17 protein-coding genes are annotated in these 20,323 nt (G+C 63.3%); 8 read left to right on the top strand and 9 right to left on the bottom strand.

Translation table 11 applies throughout. The features are described from left to right. Positions 1-289: 289 nt before the first annotated feature. The gene (phaC, locus tag HOY34_RS01935) at positions 290-2,110 is read right to left on the bottom strand and encodes a class I poly(R)-hydroxyalkanoic acid synthase (RefSeq protein ID WP_172359604.1); all 1,821 of its coding nucleotides are present in this window, start codon (positions 2,108-2,110) and stop codon (positions 290-292) included. 153 nt (positions 2,111-2,263) lie between these two features. Here phaC and phaZ point away from each other — a divergent pair, with 153 nt between their 5' ends. After that, positions 2,264-3,580 (top strand): polyhydroxyalkanoate depolymerase, encoded by a 1,317-nt coding sequence (phaZ, locus tag HOY34_RS01930; protein ID WP_172359603.1) that lies wholly within the window; start codon positions 2,264-2,266, stop codon positions 3,578-3,580. A gap of 116 nt (positions 3,581-3,696) precedes the next feature. On the opposite strand, the gene HOY34_RS01925 is transcribed toward phaZ, so the two are convergent. Together HOY34_RS01925 and HOY34_RS01920 are read right to left on the bottom strand one after the other, a co-directional pair. Then, positions 3,697-4,665: an alpha/beta hydrolase gene (locus HOY34_RS01925; protein WP_172359602.1), complete on the bottom strand. Its 969-nt coding sequence runs from the start codon at positions 4,663-4,665 to the stop codon at positions 3,697-3,699. Beyond that, positions 4,665-5,420: an alpha/beta fold hydrolase gene (locus tag HOY34_RS01920; RefSeq protein ID WP_172359601.1), complete on the bottom strand. Its 756-nt coding sequence runs from the start codon at positions 5,418-5,420 to the stop codon at positions 4,665-4,667. The genes HOY34_RS01925 and HOY34_RS01920 overlap by 1 nt, the downstream gene beginning before the upstream one ends. Before the next feature lie 280 nt (positions 5,421-5,700). On the opposite strand from HOY34_RS01920, the gene thrS reads away from it, so the two are divergent. Continuing rightward, on the top strand, positions 5,701-7,647 hold the full coding sequence (gene thrS, locus HOY34_RS01915; RefSeq protein ID WP_172359600.1) for a threonine--tRNA ligase: 1,947 nt from the start codon (positions 5,701-5,703) through the stop codon (positions 7,645-7,647). A gap of 280 nt (positions 7,648-7,927) precedes the next feature. Next, a complete protein-coding gene (locus HOY34_RS01910; protein WP_172359599.1) occupies positions 7,928-8,134 on the top strand; it encodes a cold-shock protein in 207 nt (68 codons plus the stop codon). Between the two features lie 223 nt (positions 8,135-8,357). Here HOY34_RS01910 and HOY34_RS01905 read toward each other — a convergent pair whose 3' ends face one another. The 4 genes from HOY34_RS01905 to HOY34_RS01890 all read right to left on the bottom strand — a co-directional run bounded on the left by HOY34_RS01905 (position 8,358) and on the right by HOY34_RS01890 (position 10,683). Next, a complete protein-coding gene (locus tag HOY34_RS01905) occupies positions 8,358-8,687 on the bottom strand; it encodes an arsenate reductase family protein (protein WP_172359598.1) in 330 nt (109 codons plus the stop codon). 38 nt (positions 8,688-8,725) lie between these two features. Next, positions 8,726-9,112: a hypothetical protein gene (locus HOY34_RS01900; RefSeq protein ID WP_172359597.1), complete on the bottom strand. Its 387-nt coding sequence runs from the start codon at positions 9,110-9,112 to the stop codon at positions 8,726-8,728. A gap of 158 nt (positions 9,113-9,270) precedes the next feature. Beyond that, positions 9,271-9,762, bottom strand: coding sequence for a dihydrofolate reductase (locus HOY34_RS01895; protein WP_172359596.1), 492 nt, complete (start codon positions 9,760-9,762; stop codon positions 9,271-9,273). 24 nt (positions 9,763-9,786) lie between these two features. Next, positions 9,787-10,683: a thymidylate synthase gene (locus HOY34_RS01890; protein ID WP_172359595.1), complete on the bottom strand. Its 897-nt coding sequence runs from the start codon at positions 10,681-10,683 to the stop codon at positions 9,787-9,789. 329 nt (positions 10,684-11,012) lie between these two features. Here HOY34_RS01890 and HOY34_RS01885 point away from each other — a divergent pair, with 329 nt between their 5' ends. The 3 genes from HOY34_RS01885 to HOY34_RS01875 all read left to right on the top strand — a co-directional run bounded on the left by HOY34_RS01885 (position 11,013) and on the right by HOY34_RS01875 (position 15,524). Then, positions 11,013-11,441, top strand: a complete 429-nt coding sequence (locus HOY34_RS01885; protein ID WP_172359594.1) for a VOC family protein — start codon at positions 11,013-11,015, stop codon at positions 11,439-11,441. A gap of 254 nt (positions 11,442-11,695) precedes the next feature. Next, positions 11,696-13,489 (top strand): DUF4153 domain-containing protein, encoded by a 1,794-nt coding sequence (locus tag HOY34_RS01880; RefSeq protein WP_172359593.1) that lies wholly within the window; start codon positions 11,696-11,698, stop codon positions 13,487-13,489. Positions 13,490-13,700: 211 nt separating this feature from the next. Next, positions 13,701-15,524 (top strand): diguanylate cyclase, encoded by a 1,824-nt coding sequence (locus HOY34_RS01875; protein ID WP_172359592.1) that lies wholly within the window; start codon positions 13,701-13,703, stop codon positions 15,522-15,524. 155 nt (positions 15,525-15,679) lie between these two features. Here HOY34_RS01875 and HOY34_RS01870 read toward each other — a convergent pair whose 3' ends face one another. Then, positions 15,680-16,444, bottom strand: coding sequence for a lytic murein transglycosylase (locus tag HOY34_RS01870; RefSeq protein ID WP_172359663.1), 765 nt, complete (start codon positions 16,442-16,444; stop codon positions 15,680-15,682). A 213-nt stretch (positions 16,445-16,657) separates the two neighbouring features. Further along, positions 16,658-18,694: an N-methyl-L-proline N-demethylase HpbA gene (gene hpbA, locus HOY34_RS01865; protein ID WP_172359591.1), complete on the bottom strand. Its 2,037-nt coding sequence runs from the start codon at positions 18,692-18,694 to the stop codon at positions 16,658-16,660. A gap of 124 nt (positions 18,695-18,818) precedes the next feature. On the opposite strand from hpbA, the gene HOY34_RS01860 reads away from it, so the two are divergent. Continuing rightward, a complete protein-coding gene (locus HOY34_RS01860) occupies positions 18,819-19,454 on the top strand; it encodes a TetR/AcrR family transcriptional regulator (RefSeq protein ID WP_172359590.1) in 636 nt (211 codons plus the stop codon). 51 nt (positions 19,455-19,505) lie between these two features. Beyond that, the gene (locus HOY34_RS01855; RefSeq protein ID WP_172359589.1) at positions 19,506-20,318 is read left to right on the top strand and encodes a YdcF family protein; all 813 of its coding nucleotides are present in this window, start codon (positions 19,506-19,508) and stop codon (positions 20,316-20,318) included. The last annotated feature ends 5 nt before the right edge of the window (positions 20,319-20,323 follow it).

The following is a 20,323-nucleotide window of genomic DNA, read 5'->3' as shown; positions in this document are numbered from 1 at the left end:
CTGCAATGCAGCATCAGCCTGCGCCAATGGAGAAAGGGCGGGGGCCGTGCTGGCGGCGGTGATCGGGTGCTGTTTTTGCAGTCGGCTGAGTTTGCACGATAATTCAGCTTTGCCCGGTCAGGGCGCCTGATGCTTTCGGCGCAGGATCTGGCGGCCTGGGGGCGAAAGCGCAGGCCTGGGCAGGCGTTCCGGCAGCGGCCGGATGGGTGTTCTGCCCGCCAAAAGCACAGGCCGGGGGCTTACCGGCCTGCAAATCAGAAGCTGCCAGTCAGAATCACTCTGACGCGCGTCAGCCGTTCTCTTCATCCCCGGGTTTTGCGGTGACATAGCGGCCGGGGGCAGGGGCCAGGACCGGGTTTTCCGGCCCGCCCGGGGCGCGTGCCTTTACCTTCGCGCCAGAGGATGCCGCCAGCCATTCGCCCCAGCGGGGCCACCAGCTGCCCGGGGTCTTTTGCGCGCCTGCAAGCCAGGCCTCGGGGCTGCCCTCAACCGGGGCCTCGCTGGTCCAGTGGCCGTATTTCCGCTTTGAGGGCGGGTTGATGATCCCGGCGATATGGCCCGATTCTGAGAGGATGAAGGTCTTGTCCTTCGACCCCATCTGCTTGATGCCGTTAAAGCTGCCCTTCCAATGCGCGATGTGATCGGTCTCGCAGGCGATGGCGCAAAGCGGCACCTGCACCTGGCCCAGATTGACCTTCTCACCGAAGACCTCGAATGCGCCCTGGGCGAAACCGTCCTGCTGGCACAGGCCGCGCAGATAGTCGACCGCCATCTTTGCGGGCAGGTTGGTGGCGTCGCCATTCCAGAACAGCAGGTCAAAGGCGGGCGGGGCCTCGCCCATCATATAGCTTTTGATCGCCGGGGTATAAATCAGGTCATTCGAGCGCAGGAAGCTGAAGGTGCGCTGCATGAAGACGCTTGAGAGAATACCGTCCTGGGCCGACTGCCGCTCGATCCCGTCGACGAAGTCATTGTCGAGGAACACCCCCACTTCGCCCGGGTCCGAGAAATCGGTCAGCGTGGTGAAGAAGGTGGCGGTCCTGACCGTCTTGTCACCCGCCTTTTGCAGATGCGCCAGCGTCAGCGCCAGCGTGGTGCCCGCGATGCAATAGCCGACCGCGTTGATCTGCTTTTCGCCGGTGATGCGACGCACCTCGGCCATCGCCCGCAGATAGCCGTCGCGGATGTAATCATCGAGGCTGACATCGGCATAAGAGGCATCGGGGTTCACCCATGACACCACGAACAGCGTGAAGCCCTGATCGACGATCCAGCGGATCAGCGAGTTCTGCGGCTTCAGATCCATGATGTAGAATTTGTTGATCCAGGGCGGGAAGATCAGCAGCGGCACCTTATGCACTTTGTCGGTGGTGGGTGCGTATTGGATCAGCTCGAACATCTTGTTGCGATAGACGACCGAGCCCTCGGCCGTGGCGATATTGCCGCCGACGGTAAAGGCATCCTTATCGGCCAGGGTCACCAGCAGCTCGCCCTGATTGGCCTCGATATCGCGGACCAGATTCTCAAGCCCCTGCACAAGGCTTTCGCCATCGGTCTCAACCGCACGTTCCAGCGCATCGGGATTGGTGCCGAAGAAATTCGTCGGCGAGAACATGTCGACAATTTGTTTCGTAAAATAATCGACGCGGCGGCGATCCTCGGGGCTGAGAACATCGCTTTCGCCAATCGCGCCGGTGATTGCGGCGGCATTCAGCTGATACTGTTGCTTGAGATAGTTGAAAAAGGGATGCGTTTCCCAAAGCGGATTGGCAAAGCGGCGGTCTTTGGGGCCGGGATCGGCGGGGGCACGGAACTCGCCTTTGGCAAGGGCCTGATTTGCCTCGACATAATGTTTCAGCGTCTTGCCCCAATAGCCGATCTGCTGCTCCAGCATCTTGCCCGGATCGCGCATCATCGAGGCAATCCAGGCCGCCGCCGCCTTGACATAGATATCCGAGGCCGGGCCATCCAGCGCCGGATCATGCGAACGACGCGCCGAGACCGCCGCCGTCAGACGCTGGGAGAGGGCGTCAATGCGGGCCAGATTGGCATTCAGCCGTTCCATCCGTGCGACACTATCCGTTTCTTCTTTTTTTTCGGCAGTTGTCATAAGAAAATTTCCCCCCTAAAATTGCTGCTGCGCAGCATAACGACTCCTGCCCCGCCACAAGGTTCTGTCCTGAGGCCCGGTCCGGTCGCCGCTGATGGGCGCCTTTCTGCGGCTATGGCCCCGGTTTGTCCCTCGTGTGTATGGAGACGTAATGTGAAGTATATGGCCACCTACGATCTGATGGAAAGCGTCCGTAACACGAATGAGTGGATGGGAGCCTCTGTTCAGGCCCTTGCCAGCTATCCGATCTTTGCATTGTCGATGAATCCGATGCTGCCGATGATGGCCGCCTGGGGCAAGGTTACAGAGCGCAGCTTTGCACGCATGGTGGCAAAACCCGACTGGGGCATTCGCACCGTGGTTGGCCCCGATGGCCAGGATCACCTGGTCGATGAGAAGATTACCCTGGCGCGGCCCTTCGGCGATCTGGTGCAATTCTCGGTCCGCCGGCGCGAGCCTATGGCGCGGCGCATCCTGATCGTGGCGCCGATGTCGGGCCATTATGCGACGCTGATGCGCTCGACCGTGGCCTCTTTGCTGCCCGATGCCGATATCTGGGTGACCGACTGGCACAATGCGCGGGATATTCCGGTCTCGGCGGGGGCCTTCGACGTCGAGGATTACACGCTTTATGTGGCCGAGTTCCTGAAAGAGCTGGGCCCCGACACCCATGTGATCGCCGTCTGTCAGCCGGTGCCGCTGGTTCTGGCCGCCACCGCCTGGCTGGCGCAGGAAGACCCCGATGCCCAGCCGCGCAGCCTGACGCTGATGGGCGGCCCGGTCGACCCCGATGCCGCCCCGACTGAGGTCACCGATTTCGGCAACCGTGTCACCATGGGCCAGCTGGAAGAGCTGATGATCCAGCGCGTCGGCTTTAAATACAAAGGCGCGGGGCGGCAGGTCTATCCGGGTCTTTTGCAGCTGGCGGGCTTCATCTCGATGAATGCCGAGCGCCACTCCAAAGCGTTTTCCGACCAGATCATGCGCGAGGCGCAGGGCGAGGCCTCGGATCAGGACGGGCACAACCGTTTTTATGATGAATATCTGGCGGTTATGGATATGACGGCCGAGTTCTATCTTTCAACCGTCGAGCGAATTTTCAAGAACCGCGAGATTGCCCGCAACGCCTTTACCTTGCGCGGCAAGCATGTGGATATCGGCGCGATTACCCGGGTGGCGGTGAAAATTGTCGAGGGCGAGAAGGATGATATCTCCGCGCCCGGCCAATGCCTTGCGGCGCTGGACCTGCTGACCGGGCTGCCGGATCGGCTGAAGGCGCAGCACCTGGAGCCTGGCGCAGGCCATTACGGTATCTTTGCAGGCAAGTCCTGGCGGCTGAATATCCGCCCGCTGGTGCTGGATTTCATCGACGCACATGCCGCACCGCCGCGCCCAGACCGCAAACGCGCCCGCACAGTGACGCCGATCCGCCCTTCGGTGGTCGCGCAGACGCAAGACAAGGCAGGCTGAGGCAAAGGCAGGCTGACGACAAGGCGGGCTGAGGCAAAGGCGGGTTAAGGACAAGGCGGGCTGAGGGCGGGGCAGGCTGACGACAAGGCGGGCGCCTGCCTGCAAGACTTTGGCTCTTACAGCCCCTTTGCCCAGGTGATGATCAGATCCGAGACAGCCTCGGTCTGGCCAGGAGAGAAGATATCTCCTGCAATCACATGGGCATAGGGGTCATCGCCTGCCTGCATCACCCGCTCGCGCACCTCAACCGCGCCGCCCCATGAGGCAATGACCGGGGCGATGGCGGTGGGATCGATGATCTGATCGGCGGGGGCGTAAAACACCAGAAGCGGCATCTTCGCGGCGGTGTAATCCGCAGCCCGTGCCTCACGCATCAGCGCAGCCAGTGGGTAAAGCGCGGCAGTCGGCCAGCTGGTCGCCCAGAATTTGCTATGGCCCTGGTTTACCGCCGGGCTGGTCTGGGTGCGGCCCAGCAAAAGCGGCGCCCAAAGCCTGGGGAAGGGCGCATCCATCATAAGGGCGGCCACGCCCTGCAGCGAGAAGGCAGGCGAGATCAGCACCACCCCTGCCATGCCGCGCGACAGCTGCGGGTCAGTTGCACTGAGCGCGGTCAGCGCCCCGCCCATCGAGGTGCCGATCACGATCACCCGATCCCCCAGCATACGGCCAATCGCCATTGCCTCGGCCATGTCCTGGATCCAGTCTCCGGCGGGCGTGTCCGCCATCGCCTCGCCAGAGCGGCCCTGACCGCTAAGCCGGGTATAGAAAAGATTGGCACCAAGGGCGCGGGCGACCTCATCGGGGACCGGGCGGATTTCTTCCGCCGAGGCGGTGAAGCCGTGGACATAGACGATGGAAAGCGGGGTCTTGCGCCCGCGCTCGCCTGCCCAGAGGATGCGTTTGACCGCGCCGGGGCGGATATCGGTATATTGCTGCTCGCTGACCTGCAGCCAGATTTCCGGGTCGTCCCCCAATGCTGATGCGTCAAAACGGATCGTGCGGTCCATCGCTTCACGGGGCGCCAGAAACCAGGTCGCAACCAGCAGCGCTGCGAGTATCCCAAACCCGCGCAACAGGCGGCGCATCAACGCGCGCCGCCTCTGGAGGTGACCTCTGCGATGCTGGTGGCGATCAGCTGCAGGCAGTCGGGGGTGGAGAAACGGTGATCGGCCCCCTTCACCAGCGTCAGCCGCAGGTCGTCACAATCGGCATGTTCGCTAAGCGCCAGCGCCACTGAGGGGGGCACGTCTGTGTCTGCGCTGCCTTGCAGCAGGCGCACCGGGAAGGGCAGGGGCAGGGGGCGGTCAAGCACACGCTGTCTTGCGCCATCCTCAAACAGCTTGCGGGTGAAGATATAGGGATGATCGGCGTAATCCGAGGGGATCTCGATCCGGCCGTACAGGGTGACGTGATCGCGCTGCGCGTCGGTCAGCTCTTCGTCCCAGGTGCGGGTGGTGAAATCGGGGGCGGCGGCGATGCCGACCAGCCCGCTGATCCGGCCTGCCAGCCTGCGCGTCAGCAAAAGCGAAATCCAGCCCCCCATGGAAGAGCCAACAAGGATCAGGGGGCCGCTGGTTCGTGCCTCAATTACCGCGGCGGCATCATCGGCCCAGTCGCCGATGCAGCCATCCTCAAATTCGCCCGAAGACTGACCGTGACCGGAGTAATCCAGTCGCAGGAAGGCACGCCCCTGGGCCTTTGCCCATTCCTCAAGGAACAGAGCTTTTGATCCCTGCATATCGGATTTGAAACCGCCGAGGAAAACCACGGTCGGCCCCGCGCCTTCGCGCTTAACATATGCCAGGCGGCGCCCCTGGGGCGAGGTGAGGAAACTGGTCATGGCTGCTCCTTTTCGGGCGTCTGATGCGCCGGCTGAAGGCTAGCAGAGGCCAGGTCGCGCCGCCACCCCAAGGGCGCGCCACACGATTTCTTCGAAGAAATCGTGACGGAAACCGCTGCGGTTTCCGCGCCGCTGGCGATGTCGTCAGGAGATGGCAGACCTGCGGCTTAAAATTGCGCTGGCGCTTGACCTTGCGCGAAACCCGGCGCAAGAGAAGCGCATCATATCAACCGAGCAACCGGGCGTTCCGTGGGCGCCAGACCGACGAGGAGCAAGGCCGATGGCCCAGATTTCCCTTACATTTCCCGATGGCAATATCCGCAGCTATGAGGCTGGCGTAACCGCAGCCGAAGTGGCCGCATCAATCGCGCCTTCACTGGCCAAAGCGGCAATTTCGGCGCAGGTCAACGGCCAGCACTGGGATCTGGCCTGGCCGATCCACGCGGATGCCACTCTTTCGATCAATACGATGAAGGATGAGGCACCGGCGCTTGAGCTGATCCGCCACGACCTCGCCCATATCATGGCGCGCGCCGTCCAGGAGATCTGGCCGGATGTGAAGGTCACCATTGGCCCGGTCCGCGATCAGGGCTGGTTCTACGATTTCGACCGCGCAGAGCCCTTCACGCCAGAGGACCTGGGGCAGATCGAGGCGCGGATGAAGCAGATCATCAACGCCCGTGACCCGATTCGCACCGAAGTCTGGGACCGCGCCCGGGCACGCGCCTATTATGAAGAGCGCGGCGAGCCCTTTAAAGTTGAGTTGCTCGACCGGATCCCCGGCAATGAAGACATCCGCATGTATTGGCATGGCGACTGGCAGGATCTTTGCCGTGGCCCGCATCTGCAGCATACGGGCCAGGTCCCGGCGGATGCCTTCAAGCTGACCCATGTTGCCGGGGCCTATTGGCTGGGCGATGCTTCGCGCCCGATGTTGCAGCGGATCTACGGTCTGGCCTTTAAGAATCGCGACGATCTCAAGGCGCATCTGACCATGCTGGAAGAGGCCGCGAAACGCGACCACCGCAAGCTGGGCAAAGAGATGGACCTCTTCCACCTGCAGGAAGAGGCACCGGGCATGGTGTTCTGGCACCCCAACGGCTGGCAGATCTGGCGCGGGCTTGAGGACTTCATGCGCGGTCGTCTGCGCGCCGCCGGCTATCAGGAGATCCGCACGCCCCAGGTCGTTGACCGGGTGCTGTGGGAGAAGTCAGGCCATTGGGAAGCCTACCGCGAGAATATGTTCATCGTGGAAGTGGACGAAGAGGGCGCCAAGGAAAAGCGCATCAACGCGCTGAAGCCGATGAACTGCCCCTGCCACGTTCAGGTCTATAACCAGGGCCTGAAATCTTACCGCGATCTGCCGCTGCGTCTGGCGGAATTCGGCTCGTGCCACCGTTACGAGTCGTCGGGCTCGATGCATGGTCTGATGCGGGTGCGCGGTTTCACCCAGGATGACGCGCATATCTTCTGCACCGAGGATCAGATCGAATCCGAATGCGGCGCGTTCATCCAGCTTTTGTCCTCGGTCTATCGTGATCTGGGCTTTGAGAAATTCGACATCAAACTGTCCACCCGCCCCGAGGTCCGTATCGGCACCGATGCGCAATGGGACAAGGTCGAGGGTGCGCTGCAATCGGCGATTGAGAATCTCGGCCTGCCCTATGAGATCAACCCGGGCGACGGTGCTTTCTACGGGCCGAAGCTGGATTTCAAACTGACCGATGCGATTGGCCGTGAATGGCAATGCGGCACCTTCCAGGTCGACCCCAACCTGCCAGAGCGACTGGATGCGGAATATGTCGGCGAGGATGGCGCAAAGCACCGCCCCTATATGCTGCACCGCGCGATCCTGGGCTCGTTCGAGCGCTTTATCGGCATTCTGATCGAGAACTATGCGGGCAAGCTGCCCTTCTGGCTGGCCCCGCGCCAGGTGGTCGTGGCTTCGATCGTCTCGGATGCGGATGGTTACGTGAATGAGGTGGTCGCGGCGCTGAAAAAGATCGGCGTGCGGGCCGAGGCCGATACGCGCAACGAGAAGATCAACTACAAAGTGCGCGAGCATTCGGTCGGCAAAGTGCCGGTTATCCTGGCTGTCGGGATGAAAGAGGTCGAGGAGCGGACCGTTTCCGTGCGTCGTCTGGGCGAGACCCGGACCGAAAGCATGGGATTCGAATCCATCCTGAACGCGCTGGCGCTTGAGTCCCTTCCGCCCGCGCTGAACTGAGAATCGGGTAAAAGCGGCGGAATTTCTGATCAGATGGTCAGGAATTCTGCCGCTTTCCCGTTAAGAATGAGTGGAATTTTGCCCTTTTCCCGCGATTTGGCGGCAAATTCGCAGAAAGCCTCGGCAAAATTCTTGATTTCCGTTTCGGTCGTGGCATCCTGCCCCTGTAACGGCAGACTTTCTGACTAGCCTTCTCTACCCGTGAAAGGCCCGGAAGACCTGGCGGCTACGCCCGGGACGCAATTCCGCTGCCTGGGGGGTTACTAAGGGAGAGACGGGAATGCCGACTGGCACCGTGAAATGGTTCAACGCAACCAAAGGCTATGGTTTCATTGCGCCTGATAATGGCGGCAAAGATGTCTTTGTGCATATTTCAGCTGTCGAACGCGCGGGCCTGAAAGGTCTGAACGACAATCAGAAAATCGGATACGAGCTGCAGACTGGCCGTGATGGCAAAGAATCGGCAGGCGATCTGAAACTGCTCTGATCAGGGCATCCCCTGCATCCTGGCCTTTGCCCGGCTTGCCGGGCAGGGCACATTCAGGGTGCTGACTTCTCTGATATACAGATGGCCTCGCCCGGAATGGCGGGGCTTATTTGTTTCCGGGGCTTATTTGCTTCTGTGGCAGTGGTTCCGTGCAAAGAGAACCCTGTCAGAGGCAGGGCGTTTGAGTGGCAGCGCAGAGCGGGATCAGCGCTGCCCCCCTTTGTTACGCAGCAGTCAGTTTGCCTGCCGTCGCCTCATCCCAGCCCAGATACCAATCTGCACCATCGCGGATCACCGGGCGCTTCATGACCGTCGGCTGGGCGGCGATCTGGGCCTCGGGTTCTGACTCGCGCAGGAAATCAGAAAAGCTGCGGTAGGTCGTCGACTGGCGGTTGATCGCACGCTCGCCGAATTCGGTGACGATCTCAGCGATCTCGGCCTCGGAAAGCGGGTCTTTGCGGATGTCGCGGAACTGAACGTCGCGGCCCGCGGCCTCAAGGGCGCGGATCGCTTTCTTCGTCGTGTCGCAGGTGGGGATGCCGTAAACGATCATGGGATGCTCTGTCTTTGTCGCAGGGGGGGGGGGCGGTTTCAGCCGCCCGATTTCACGCAGGCCACGCGAAAGCCCTGCTGCACCAGCGGCTCGCCATTCTCAAGCAGCACATCGACCGGGGCAATCTGGCCCTGAACGGCGGCCACGCGGCCAGTGGCGGCGCAAAGCGGCGTCACGGTGCGGGCGGCGGTGGCCTGATCGACAAAGCCGGGCTGGAACAGAACCGCATAGCGATGGGCCGAGAGTTTCAGCACATGGGTCTGATAGCGCTTATAGGCCCCGTTCACATCGGTCTGCTCATTGCCGGGGACAAAGCTGTCATAATGCATCTGGGCTGCCGCAGGGGTACCCAGACCCAGGGTCAGACCCAGGCCCAGGGCCAGAGCGAATGCGGCGATATGCGGGGGAAACTGGCGCAGGACCATCTGAAAACTCCTGTAACGGGGCCCGGGCATTGGGGCGGGGTATCGGGGGGGCCGGGTGTCGGGGGGACCGGGTGTCGGGGGGACCGGGTATCGCGGCTGAGCCTTGCACAATTTCTGCAAGGCGGAAAGAGGGGGTTGGCCTGTGGCCGGGACGGCGCTCAGCTGGATGGTTGCGGCTGCAGGCGCAGATATTCATCAAGCCGGCAGGCCGGGTCGGCCGCACGCAGCGCCAGGCTGCCTTTGCGGATCCAGGCCTCAGGCGGGAAGGCGGGGAAGAAGGTATCGGCGTCTTTGATGCTGACATCGACCTCGGTGATCAGCAGCCGATCCGCCAGTGGCAGCGCCGCCGCATAGATCGAGGCCCCGCCGATCGCATAGATCCGCGAATGGCCAAGTGCTTTGGCATGCTCCAGCGCCTGTGCAAACGAGGGGCGGATAAAATCGCCGCTCATGGTGGTTGAAACCACGATATTGTCACGGTTTTTCAGCGGCTTGAACGGCAGGCTTTCCCAAGTGCGACGCCCCATGATCACCGCGCCGCCCAGCGTCTCGCGCTTGAAGAACGCCAGGTCCTCGGGGGCGTGCCAGGGGATGTCGCCATCCCGGCCAATGGCCCCCTCGGGCGAGCGGGCGACGATCAGGCTTAGCATGGCAGACCTTTCCCGGGCACGGCGTCAGACTGCGACATCGGCGCGTATAATGGCATGGGGATCATAATCGGTGACCTCGAAATCCTCGATCCGGTAGTCGTCGATGCTGGCGGCATGGCGGATCAGGCGCATCTTCGGCATCGGGCGCGGCGCGCGCGACAGCTGCTCGCGGGCCTGGTCCAGGTGGTTGAGGTAGAGATGCACATCACCCGCCGTCCAGACCAGATCGCCCGGGGTCAGCCCGGCCTGCTGTGCGATCATCAGCAGCAGCGACGAGGCCCCGACCCAGTTGAACGGAACCCCCAGCAAAAGATCGGCCGAGCGCTGGAAGAACAGCATATTCAGCCGCCCGTCGCTGGTCACATGGAACTGATAGACCATATGGCAGGGCGGCAGCGCCATCGTGCCCAGCTCGCCGACATTCCAGGCGTGGAACAGCATGCGACGGCTGGAGGGATTGGTGCGCAGCGTCTCGATCAGCCCGCCGATCTGGTCGATCTCGCGCCCGTCAGGCGCCAGCCAGCGCCGCCATTGTTTGCCGTAAACCGGGCCCAGATCGCCCCAGCGGGCGGCAAAGGCGTCATCGGCGACGATGCGGTCCTCGAAATCCTGCTGGCTGATTTCTTCCCCGGTCTCGCGGCGATAGCTGGCCAGGGGCCAGTCGCTCCAGATCCGCACATTCTCGCGCAGGAGGGGCTGGATATTGGTGTTGCCGGTCAGAAACCACAGCATCTCTTTGATGGCGGTTTTCCAGTAGACGCGTTTGGTGGTCAGGATCGGCGCTTCGCCCTTTGACAGATCGAACCGCGTCATCGCCCCAAAGACCGAGCGCGTGCCGACACCCGTGCGATCAACGCGCTGATCGCCCGAGGTCAGCACCTGCTGCATCAGATCGAGATATTGATATTCCGGGTGCCGCAAAGCCTGGCCTCATTTCACAGGGTCTGATGCGCTGCGGGGGCGGTGGCGGCATTGATGCGGGGGTGCGGGCAGGCGGATTGTGCCAGGCCAGCTGAGCCCCGGACCGCGCGCCCGGGCCCTGCAGCAAGGTGATCTTCCATAGACTACAGCAAGGGGCAGGGTGCAAGCCGCAATCCCCAACAAAGCCGCGCAGGCCCGGCCGGGTTTTGGCCGGGATTTGGCGGCGCCCTGCTTGCAGGCAGGAACAGGGACAGGGACAGGAAAACCCTCTCTGTCGCAAATCGCGCGGGCGTGTTAGGCCGGGGCATCCTTTCGCAACGGAGGCGCTGATGACAATTCGCTATCTGCACACCATGGTTCGTGTCCTTGATCTTGAGGCGAGCATGGCCTTCTTTCGCCTGCTGGGCCTGGAAGAGATCCGCCGGATCGACAATGAGGCCGGGCGTTTCTCTCTGGTCTTCATGGCCGCCCCGGGCCAGCCGGAATGCCCGGTAGAGCTGACCTGGAACTGGGATGGCGACAAAGGCCTGCCCTCGGACAGCCGCCATTTCGGCCATCTGGCCTATGAGGTCGATGACATCTATGCGACCTGCGCCCATCTGCAGGCCAATGGCGTGGTGATCAACCGCCCGCCGCGTGACGGGCATATGGCCTTTGTGCGCAGCCCCGACAATGTCTCGGTCGAGCTGTTGCAGGCAGGCGCGGCCCTGGCCCCGGCAGAGCCCTGGGCCTCGATGCAAAACACCGGTCACTGGTAAGCAGGGTCATGGGTAAGCAGGGCCACGGGTAAGCGGTCCTTTGACGCGGTCTGCTGATCCCTTCCTGCTGCCGCCATCCTTGCTGAGCCCGTTTTGCTGACACCGGCCTGCTGTGGCTCTGGCCTGCTGTGGTTCTGGCTTCCTGATCCCAATGGCCCTGCGGCCAGCCCATAGCGGCCCCTTCCGGCCGATCTATTTGCAATGCCGCAGGAGATGCTCTCCTCTGGCCGATCCTGTTCACCCGTGAGGCGTTGATGTTGTCCACCGTTCTGAACCGCTGGTTTTTCGCATTGTTGGGGGGGGCTGCGGGCTTTGCGCTCTGGCAGCTGCATGCAATTGGGGTCAGGGCTGTCGATCCACATCTTACGACGGCGGCCAGCGGGTTTGTGCTGGTATTCGCCTGGGCGTTTTATGCGATGGCGGGACCATTGCGGATCCGCGAGGCCCTGGGGCGGGCGCTGCCGCTGGCGGCACTGACCGGGGGGCTGATGCTGCTGATGTCGATGCGCTGGCCGCTGACGATCGACATCTTTGAGACGCCCGGGCATCTGCTGGCGATGCTGGCGGTGGCAATCATCCCGGTGCCCTTCCTGCTGGCCGAGATGGGCGTGGGCTCTGACAATGGTGCGGGCGAGAGGGCAGGCGGATCGCTGGGGCGCTGGAACGCCTATCCGGCCTTGTTCGGGATTGTCTGGGGCATCACGACCAGAGTTCTGATCGCGCTCTTCTTCACTCTGGCGGTCTGGCTGGTCGTGGCGCTTTCGGCCTTTTTGCTGGATGTGGTCGGGGTGACGCTGATCGACCGGCTGCTGATGCGCGGCTGGGCGGCGCCGGTGATTTCCGGTCTGGCCTTTGGGCTGGCGGTGGCGGTGGTCAATGAGATGGTCGGCACCCTGCCTGCGCGGGTCATTCACTGGCTGCTCAGGCTGCTTTTGCCGGTGGTGACGCTGGTCTCGCTGGTCTTTGCCGGCGCCTTGCTGATCTGGGGGGTCGAGCGGAACTTCGGGGGGATCTCGCTTGCCTTTACAATGCTGGCGATGGCGGCGGCGGGGATTGTGCTGGTGACGGTGGCGCTGGACGCCGATGATGCCCATGCCAGCCGCAGCCTGCTGATCCGGGGCTCGGCGCGGGTCATGGCGGTTCTGATCGCGGTGCTGGCGGGGCTGGCGCTTTGGGCCGTCGGGATCCGGATCGCGGATCAGGGGCTGATGCCGAACCGGCTGTTCGTGCTTTTTCTGGCGATTATCGGGCTGATCTATGGGCTGGCCTATACGGCCGGACTGTTGCGTGGGCGCGGATTTGCGGGCTGGATCCGGGCCGCGAACCCCTGGCTTGCCCTGCTGACGCTGCTGGCGGCGGTGCTGTGGCAAACGCCTTTGCTGAATGCCGAAAGCTGGTCGGCGCAGGACCAGGCGCAGCGGATCATCGACGGACGCAAGCCCGCCAGCACGTTTTCGCGCCGTGTGGTGGAAAAGCTGGGTATTGCCGGCGCACAGGCCAGCCAGCGGGTGCTGGCACATGCCCGTGAGACGGGGAACAGCGCGCTTGAGGCCGAGATTCAGAACCAGCTCAATGCCGGTTATCTGCCGCAAAACGCCTATGCGCCCGTTGAGATCAGCGAAGAGGCCATGCGTCAGAAACTGGTCGAACAGATGCCGATCATTCCGGCACTTCCTGCCGAAACCAGGGCCGGGCTGATCGACCGCATTCCGGGCTGGTTCCTTGAAAACCATGTCGAGGCCTGCGCACGCAGGCTGCCCTCGGGCAAGCCCGCCTGCCTGATGCTGGTTGCCGATCTGCTGCCAGAGATCCCCGGAGATGAGATCATCGTGCTGGCCGAGCACAGCCGCGGCCTGGAATCCTACGCGATTTACGCCGCCGGAGACAGCTATCTGACGGCCAGTCTGCTGAACAACAGAGGCGCATTCGCCAGCCGTGATGAGCTGCTGCGCAATCTTGTCGACTGGAGCGAGGCGGCCCCGCCGCTTGTCCCGGCCCCGGTGATGCAGCTGGGCGAGGGCAGCTCGGGGCTGTTTTTCGTTCCCTGAGCGGCCCCTGTCCCCGGCGTTGCCCGTGATCTGCTGCCCGTGATGTGCTGCCCGTGATCTGCTGCCATTCCCCCCGGGGGGCTCGTGGGGCCTTCCGTGACGCATCCTGTCAGGTTTCACAGGGCGCCTCGCAAGATGCAGGAAGTTGTTAACTTCTTTGCGTCACAAAGGGCAGGCCGCACCCTTGCGGCTGTCGGTGCGGGCTGGCGGAATGTATGGACTTTTGCTTCGTGCGTTGCAGGATTACGTCCTGGCAACCTTTGATCCGCAATCATGGGAGCGGATCCGGATCGCTGGTGGCTTTCTGCCTCAGGGGTTTGAACCTCTGATGCACTATAATCATGAGGTGCTGCGCGCCGCGCTGCGCCAGACATCCAGCGCGCTCGGGCGGCCCGTTCCGGCGATCCTTGAAGATCTGGGAACCTGGGTGGTGGCAGCCGCCTATGATGGCGCCCCGCGTCGGCTGCTGCGCTTTGGCGGCGCGGATTTTGCCGATTTCATCTTCTCACTTGATGAGTTGCGTGACAGGGCGCGGCTGGCGCTGCCGGATCTGGTGATGCCGGATTTGCGGGTCGAAGACGTGGCCCCGGGGCTTTTCCGGCTCAGCTGTGCAGACAGTCTGCCGGAATTAAGCTGGATCCTGATCGGGGCCCTGCGGGCGATGGCAGATGATTACGGGGCCCTGGTGCTGATCGAGGAAGAGGCGCCCGCGCAGGGGCGCGGGATTTCACTGGCGATCCGTCTGCTGGAACCCCGTTTCAGCCCCGGGCGACGTTTTGACCTTGCACGTGAGGCAGATACGGGCGCGGCAAGGGCAGGCATTACCCCTGATCCTGATGCTCACCCCGATGGTCAGGAAATGCCCGGCGAATTCGGGGGCCTTTCCCAGGCCGCTTTGCCCCTGGACCCGCGCGCCGGGGTTGATTTCGCCAGTGACCCCGGCGGATCCGCCCCTGATAATCCCGCCCCATATCATGGCGTGGCGGATGGGTTGGCTTTGCTGTCTCAGGGGGATTTTGCGCGGCTGCTGCCGCTGCATCTGATCGTCAGCCCTGAGGGGCGGATCGAGGCCGCAGGCCCATTGCTTTCGCGGATGTTCCCCGGCCAGGAGATGGTTGGCGCATCGCTGTTTCACTACTTTCAGCTGCGTGGCCCGGGGCGGACCTGCACATTGATGCAACTGCCGCTGATCGGCGGCCAGCAGTTGCGGCTTGAGCAAAAGGGCGGCGGATTGCGGCTGCGCGGCACCGCCTTTTCGCTGGGTGACGGGGCGCGGCTGCTTTTGGTTTTTTCCTTTGGCATCGATACCGTCCGGGCGGCAGAGCAGCTGAAACTGGCGGATTCCGACTTCTCGGTTATTGATGTCGCGCTTGAGCTGCTTTGCCTGACCGAGGCAAACGCGCTGGCCATGCGCGAGATGCGGGGCCTGAGCAAGCGGCTGGAACGCGCCCGCCGCCAGGCCGAGGATGACGCGCTGACCGATCCGCTGACGGGGCTGCGCAACCGCCGCGCCAGCGACAGTTTTCTTATGCGACTGTGCCAGGATCAAAGCCCGTTCACGCTGTTGCACCTGGATCTGGACCTGTTCAAATCGGTCAATGACCAGTTCGGCCATGCGGCCGGGGATGAGGTATTGCTGGCCGTTGCGGCTATATTGCTGCGCCACACCCGCACACGCGATTGCGTGGCCCGGGTGGGGGGCGATGAATTCATTGCAATCCTGCCGGGCCTTGAGCCCTCGCTGCGCCAGGATCAGCTGGCAGAGCAGCTGGTCGTGCAGATCGCGCAGCCTGTTCCCTGGCGCGACATGGTTTGCCGGGTCTCGGCCAGTATCGGGGTCGTCAATGTCGGGCGCGGTCACGCCCCCGAGCCGGCAGACGTCCTGGCGCTGGCCGATCAGGCCCTTTACGCGGCCAAGGCGGCAGGTCGCGGGCGGGTGCGCCATTGCAATTTCCCGCCCCATTCCGCCGCCGGACCCGGCCAGGAGGCCCCGGTTGTGCTGCCTGGTGGCAGGGGGGCTGTGGTTGGGAAGTGAAGCCCGGCGTCTGGCTGGCAGTTTGGATGTCACCGCCCGTTGCCAGAAAGCCCGAACTGAAAAGCCCGAAATGAAAAGCCCGGGCGTTCGCGCCCGGGCCTTCCATTCGGTCATTGCGATCTGCGAAGCACCAGGTGCCGCAGCCCGGGCGCGTCTCAGCCGTCGATACGTTTGCCCATGATGGCGATTGCCTGCTGGTAAACGGTCGCGGCATTCCACTGCTTGATGACCGCGAAGTTCGGCTCGCCTTCCTGATAGCCCTGACCGGGTTGCCAGCCTTTCTGGCGCAGGAAGTTCGCGGTCGAGGCCAGGGCGTCGGTCATATTGTTCAGATCGACCTTGCCATCGCCATTGCCGTCAACGCCATATTTCAGCGCATTGCCCGGCAGGAACTGGGTATGGCCCAGCTCGCCATGTTTTGCCCCCTGGCTTTTCGGGGTGATAGAGCCGCGATCCACCAGGATCAGCGCCGCGATCATATGCGGGGTGAAAAAGTCGCTGCGACGGCAGTCATAGGACAGGGTGGCAATCGCCGAAACGACGTTGGTATCGCCCATATAGCCACCAAACGCGGTCTCCATGCCGTGAATGGCCAGCAAAACGCCCGCGGGAACGCCATATTGCTGCTCGATCGCGGCATAGAAATTCGCATTCTTCGCCTTGCGCGAACGGCCCTGTTTGATGATCGTTTCCGCGCCGCGCACCTGAAGGAATTTATCCAGGGTGTATTTGAAGCTTTTCTGATTGCGGTCGGCAGAGATCGTCGCTTTGGAATAGCTGCTGCCCATCAGCGCCTGGATGCCGCGCTCGCCCACGCCCGCGGCCCGGGCCTCTTGCGCGATCAGCGGTTTCCACTCTTCATAGCGCCCCCCGGTGTCAGAGCAAAAAGCCGCAAGCGTCGGCGAGGCAAGGCCCATCATCAGCGCAGTGGCTGCCGGAAGGGTAGAGAGAAAACGGAAATAACGCACGGGTTCACCTGCTGGCTGATTTCACCCAATTCTAATAGGAAGCGGCCCGCAATCAAGCATAAGCCGTGCGGCAGGGGATAACTATATCGCCAGATATCTGCCAAAACGCCCGCCCGCTCAGCTGTCGTGGCAGATGAACGGGCGGGCAAGCGGCTGGGGCGGTTGTTACAGGTCTTTGCACAGCCGCAGCGCGTCATAGATCGCGGCATGGGTATTGCGGGCGGCCACCGCGTCGCCGATGCGGAACAGCCGAAAGCGGGCCTCCGGGTTGTGTTGAACCGTCTGAACCTGGCCTGTCGCCAGCGCCTCATAATCGACCTCGCCCAGGTTTGACGACAGCGGCTTCAGCGCGAAATACAGCTCATCCAGCGGCCTTGTGCCATGGTTGACGACCACCTGATCGACCAGTCGTTCGCGCCGGAAATCGCCGTAATCACTGCCCAGCGTCGCCCGCAGCCGATTGCCCTCGCGCACAACGGAAAGCAGCCGCCAGGTCACGGTGAAGGTGGTGTCGCGCTTTTGCAGATTGCGCATATAGGGCACCAGATTCATCGCCATCACCTCGGGTGCGAAGCTGCGATCCGGGGTGACAATCTCGACCGCAGCCCCCGTGGCCGAGATCAGATCCGCCGCCTGTAGCGCCGCGTGATCGCCCGCATCGTCAAAGATCAGCACCGAGGCGCCCGGCTTCACATCCCCCGCCAGAATGTCCCAGGCCGAGACCACCAGCTCATTTCCGGCCGACAGAACCTCGGTATGGGGCAGGCCGCCGGTGGCGACGATCACCTCATCGGGGTTGGTTTCCAGCACCCTGTCAGCATCGGCGAAGGTGTTGAAGCTGAATGAAACGCCTTTCGCCTCACATTGCGCCAGCCGCCAGTCGATGATGGAGATCATCTCGCGCCGCCTGGCATCCAGCGCGGTCAGGCGGATCTGGCCGCCGGGGCGGTCGGCGGCCTCAAGCACGGTGACATGATGGCCGCGGGCGGCGCTGACGCGGGCGGCCTCCATGCCCGCCGGACCCGCGCCGATGATGGTGATGCGCTTTGGTGCGGGCGCGGGCGCGATTTCATGCGGCATGGTTTCCTCGCGCCCCGAGGCGGCATTGTGCAGGCAAAAGGCCATGCCGCCCTGGTAAATCCGGTCGAGGCAGTAATTCGCGCCGACGCAGGGGCGGATGTCATCCTCGCGCCCCTGAACCAGCTTTCTGACCAGATGCGGGTCGGCCAGATGCGCCCGCGTCATGCCGACCATATCCAGCTTGCCGCTGGCAATCGCGTGGCGGGCGGTGGCGAGATCCGGGATCCGCGCCGCGTGGAAGGTGGGAAAGCCGGTCGCCGCCCGGATCTCGCCCGCGAAATCCAGATGCGGGGCCGAGGGCATGCCCTGCACCGGGATCAGATCGGTCAGGCCGGGATCGGTGTCGATATGGCCCTTAACCACGTTCAGAAAATCGACCAGCCCGGAATCGCGCAGCCGCTTTGAGACCTCCAGCCCCTCATCGGCGCCCATGCCGCCCGCCAGGCCCTGATCGCCCGTATAGCGCAGCCCGACGATGAAATCCGGCCCGCAGCGTTCGCGGATCGCGGCCAGCACGTCAAAGGTAAAGCGCAGCCGATTTTCCAGACTGCCGCCATAGGGCGCGTCGAGGTCATTTGTCAGCGGCGACCAGAATTGCTCCAGCAGATGGCCGTAAGCCTCCAGCTCGATCCCGTCGACGCCCGCGGCCTTCATCCGCTCGGCCGCGTCTGCGAAATCGCGGATGACGCGGGCGATGTCCCAATCCTCCATCCGCTTGGGGAAGGCGCGATGCGCGGCCTCGCGCTCATGCGAGGGGGCCAGAACGGGCAGCCAGTCGCCCTTGTCCCAGCGGGTGCGCCGCCCCAGATGGGTCAGCTGGATCATCACCGCCGCGCCGTGATCGTGGCATTCATCGACCATCGCCTTCATCCAGCCGACGACCTCATCCTTCCAGGCCAGGATATTGTTGAAAACCGGGGGGCTGTCGCGCGCGACCGAGGCCGAGCCCGCCGTCATCGTCAGCGCCACCCCCGCCTTTGCCCGCTCGACATGATAGGCGCGATAGCGCGATTTCGGCATGCCGTTTTCGGGGTAGGCGGGCTCATGACTGGTGATCATGATGCGGTTTCTCAGCGTCAGATGTTTCAGCTGATACGGCTGGAGAAGGGGGTCATTCGACATATCGGGCGAACCTGCTGGATGATCGTTGCGGTGATGCTGCGCAAAATGTTCACTTGTGTCAAGTTTTCGATCATGACTGAACATTGCATTGCATGCGGATCGCCCGGCGATTAGGCTGTCGGATATGGAGAGCACGGAAATTCAGGAAACGGGCTGGCGCGGATCGCCGGAAATCTGGCTGAATGCGGCCTGTCAGGCGCTGACCGAGGGCGGGATCGACCAGGTGCGAATCCTGCCGCTGGCAACCAGGCTTGGGCTGGCGCGAACCAGTTTCTACTGGCATTTCAAGGACCGCCAAAGCCTGCTGGATGCGCTGGCCGATCGCTGGGAAAGTCGCACGACGCAGCCGCTGGTGTCGGCCTGCGCGGCCTATGCCGCAAGTGAGGCTGAGGCGCATCTGAATGTGATCTCGGTCTTTCTTGACGGCCAGGTCTTTGATGATGCGATGGAATTTGCGGTGCGCGGCTGGGCTTTGCAGGACGCGGGCATCACCGCCCGCATCCATCAGGCTGACCGCCTGCGGCTGGCGGCACTCAGCGAGATGCTGATCCGCTGGGGGCATGCGCCCGGCGAGGCCGATGTCCGCGCCCGCGCGATCTATCTGACGCAGATCGGCTATATTTCGATGCAGGTGCGCGAGACCCTGGACGAGCGGATGCGGCGCGTGCCCGATTACGTGGCGATTTTTTCCGGCGCGGGCAGGCCCGGCCCGGATGAGCTGGCGCGCTTTCATGCCCGCCATGGCTATCTGCCTGGCTGAGGCGGGATTCCACAGCTTGCACGGGCGGGCGGGGCGGGGCACAACCCCCGGATGGACACGCTTTTCTTTGCCGCCTCGAAAATCATCTGGACGCTGATCCGCCCCGAAACCTGGCTGGTGATCGGCCTTGCGCTGACTTGCCTTGGGCTGTTCCTGGGCCGCAGGCGGCTGGCGGGCTGGTCGGGGGGGCTTACGCTGAGTTATGCGCTGGTGCTGGCGATTCTGCCGGTGGGCGACTGGGCGCTGCGCCCGCTTGAGCTGCGCTATCCGATCCCTGCGCCTCCGGCCCGCGTCGATGGGATTCTGGTTCTGGGCGGCGCCGAGGATGGGCTCTGGACCGCTCAGGGCCGCCAGGTCCGCTTCAACGAGGGCGGCGAGCGTTTCACCGAGGCGCTGCGGCTGGCCCGGCTTTACCCTGAGGCAAAACTGGTTTTCTCGGGCGGTTCGGGGGCGCTTGGCAATCTGGGGGCGCTGGCGGTGGCCCCGGAAAACACCACGGCGATGGTGTTTTTCCTGGAACAGGGCATCGCGCCGGAACGGCTGATCCTGGAGACCGCCTCACGCAATACGGCCGAAAATGCCGCTTTCAGCCTGAAAATGCTGGATCCGAGGCCGGATCAGACCTGGCTGCTGGTCACCTCGGCCTTTCATATGGAGCGCTCGATGCGCACCTTCGCGGCGGCAGGATGGGTTACGGCGGGGGCGGGCACGGAAGGAGGCCTTCTGGCCTGGCCGACCGATTTCCGCTCGCGCCCGTTTCCCTGGGCCGGGCTGGGCTGGAACCTGGCCTATAACCTGCGCCAGCTGGATGTTGCGACCAAGGAATATGTCGGCCTGGTCGCCTATGCCCTGACAGGGCGCTGATCTGA

Origin of the sequence: Pseudogemmobacter hezensis (assembly GCF_013155295.1) — a bacterium.
Taxonomy (GTDB): domain Bacteria; phylum Pseudomonadota; class Alphaproteobacteria; order Rhodobacterales; family Rhodobacteraceae; genus Pseudogemmobacter; species Pseudogemmobacter hezensis.
Note: the sequence above shows the minus strand (reverse complement) of the source record. Positions and strands in the feature narration are given on the sequence as shown.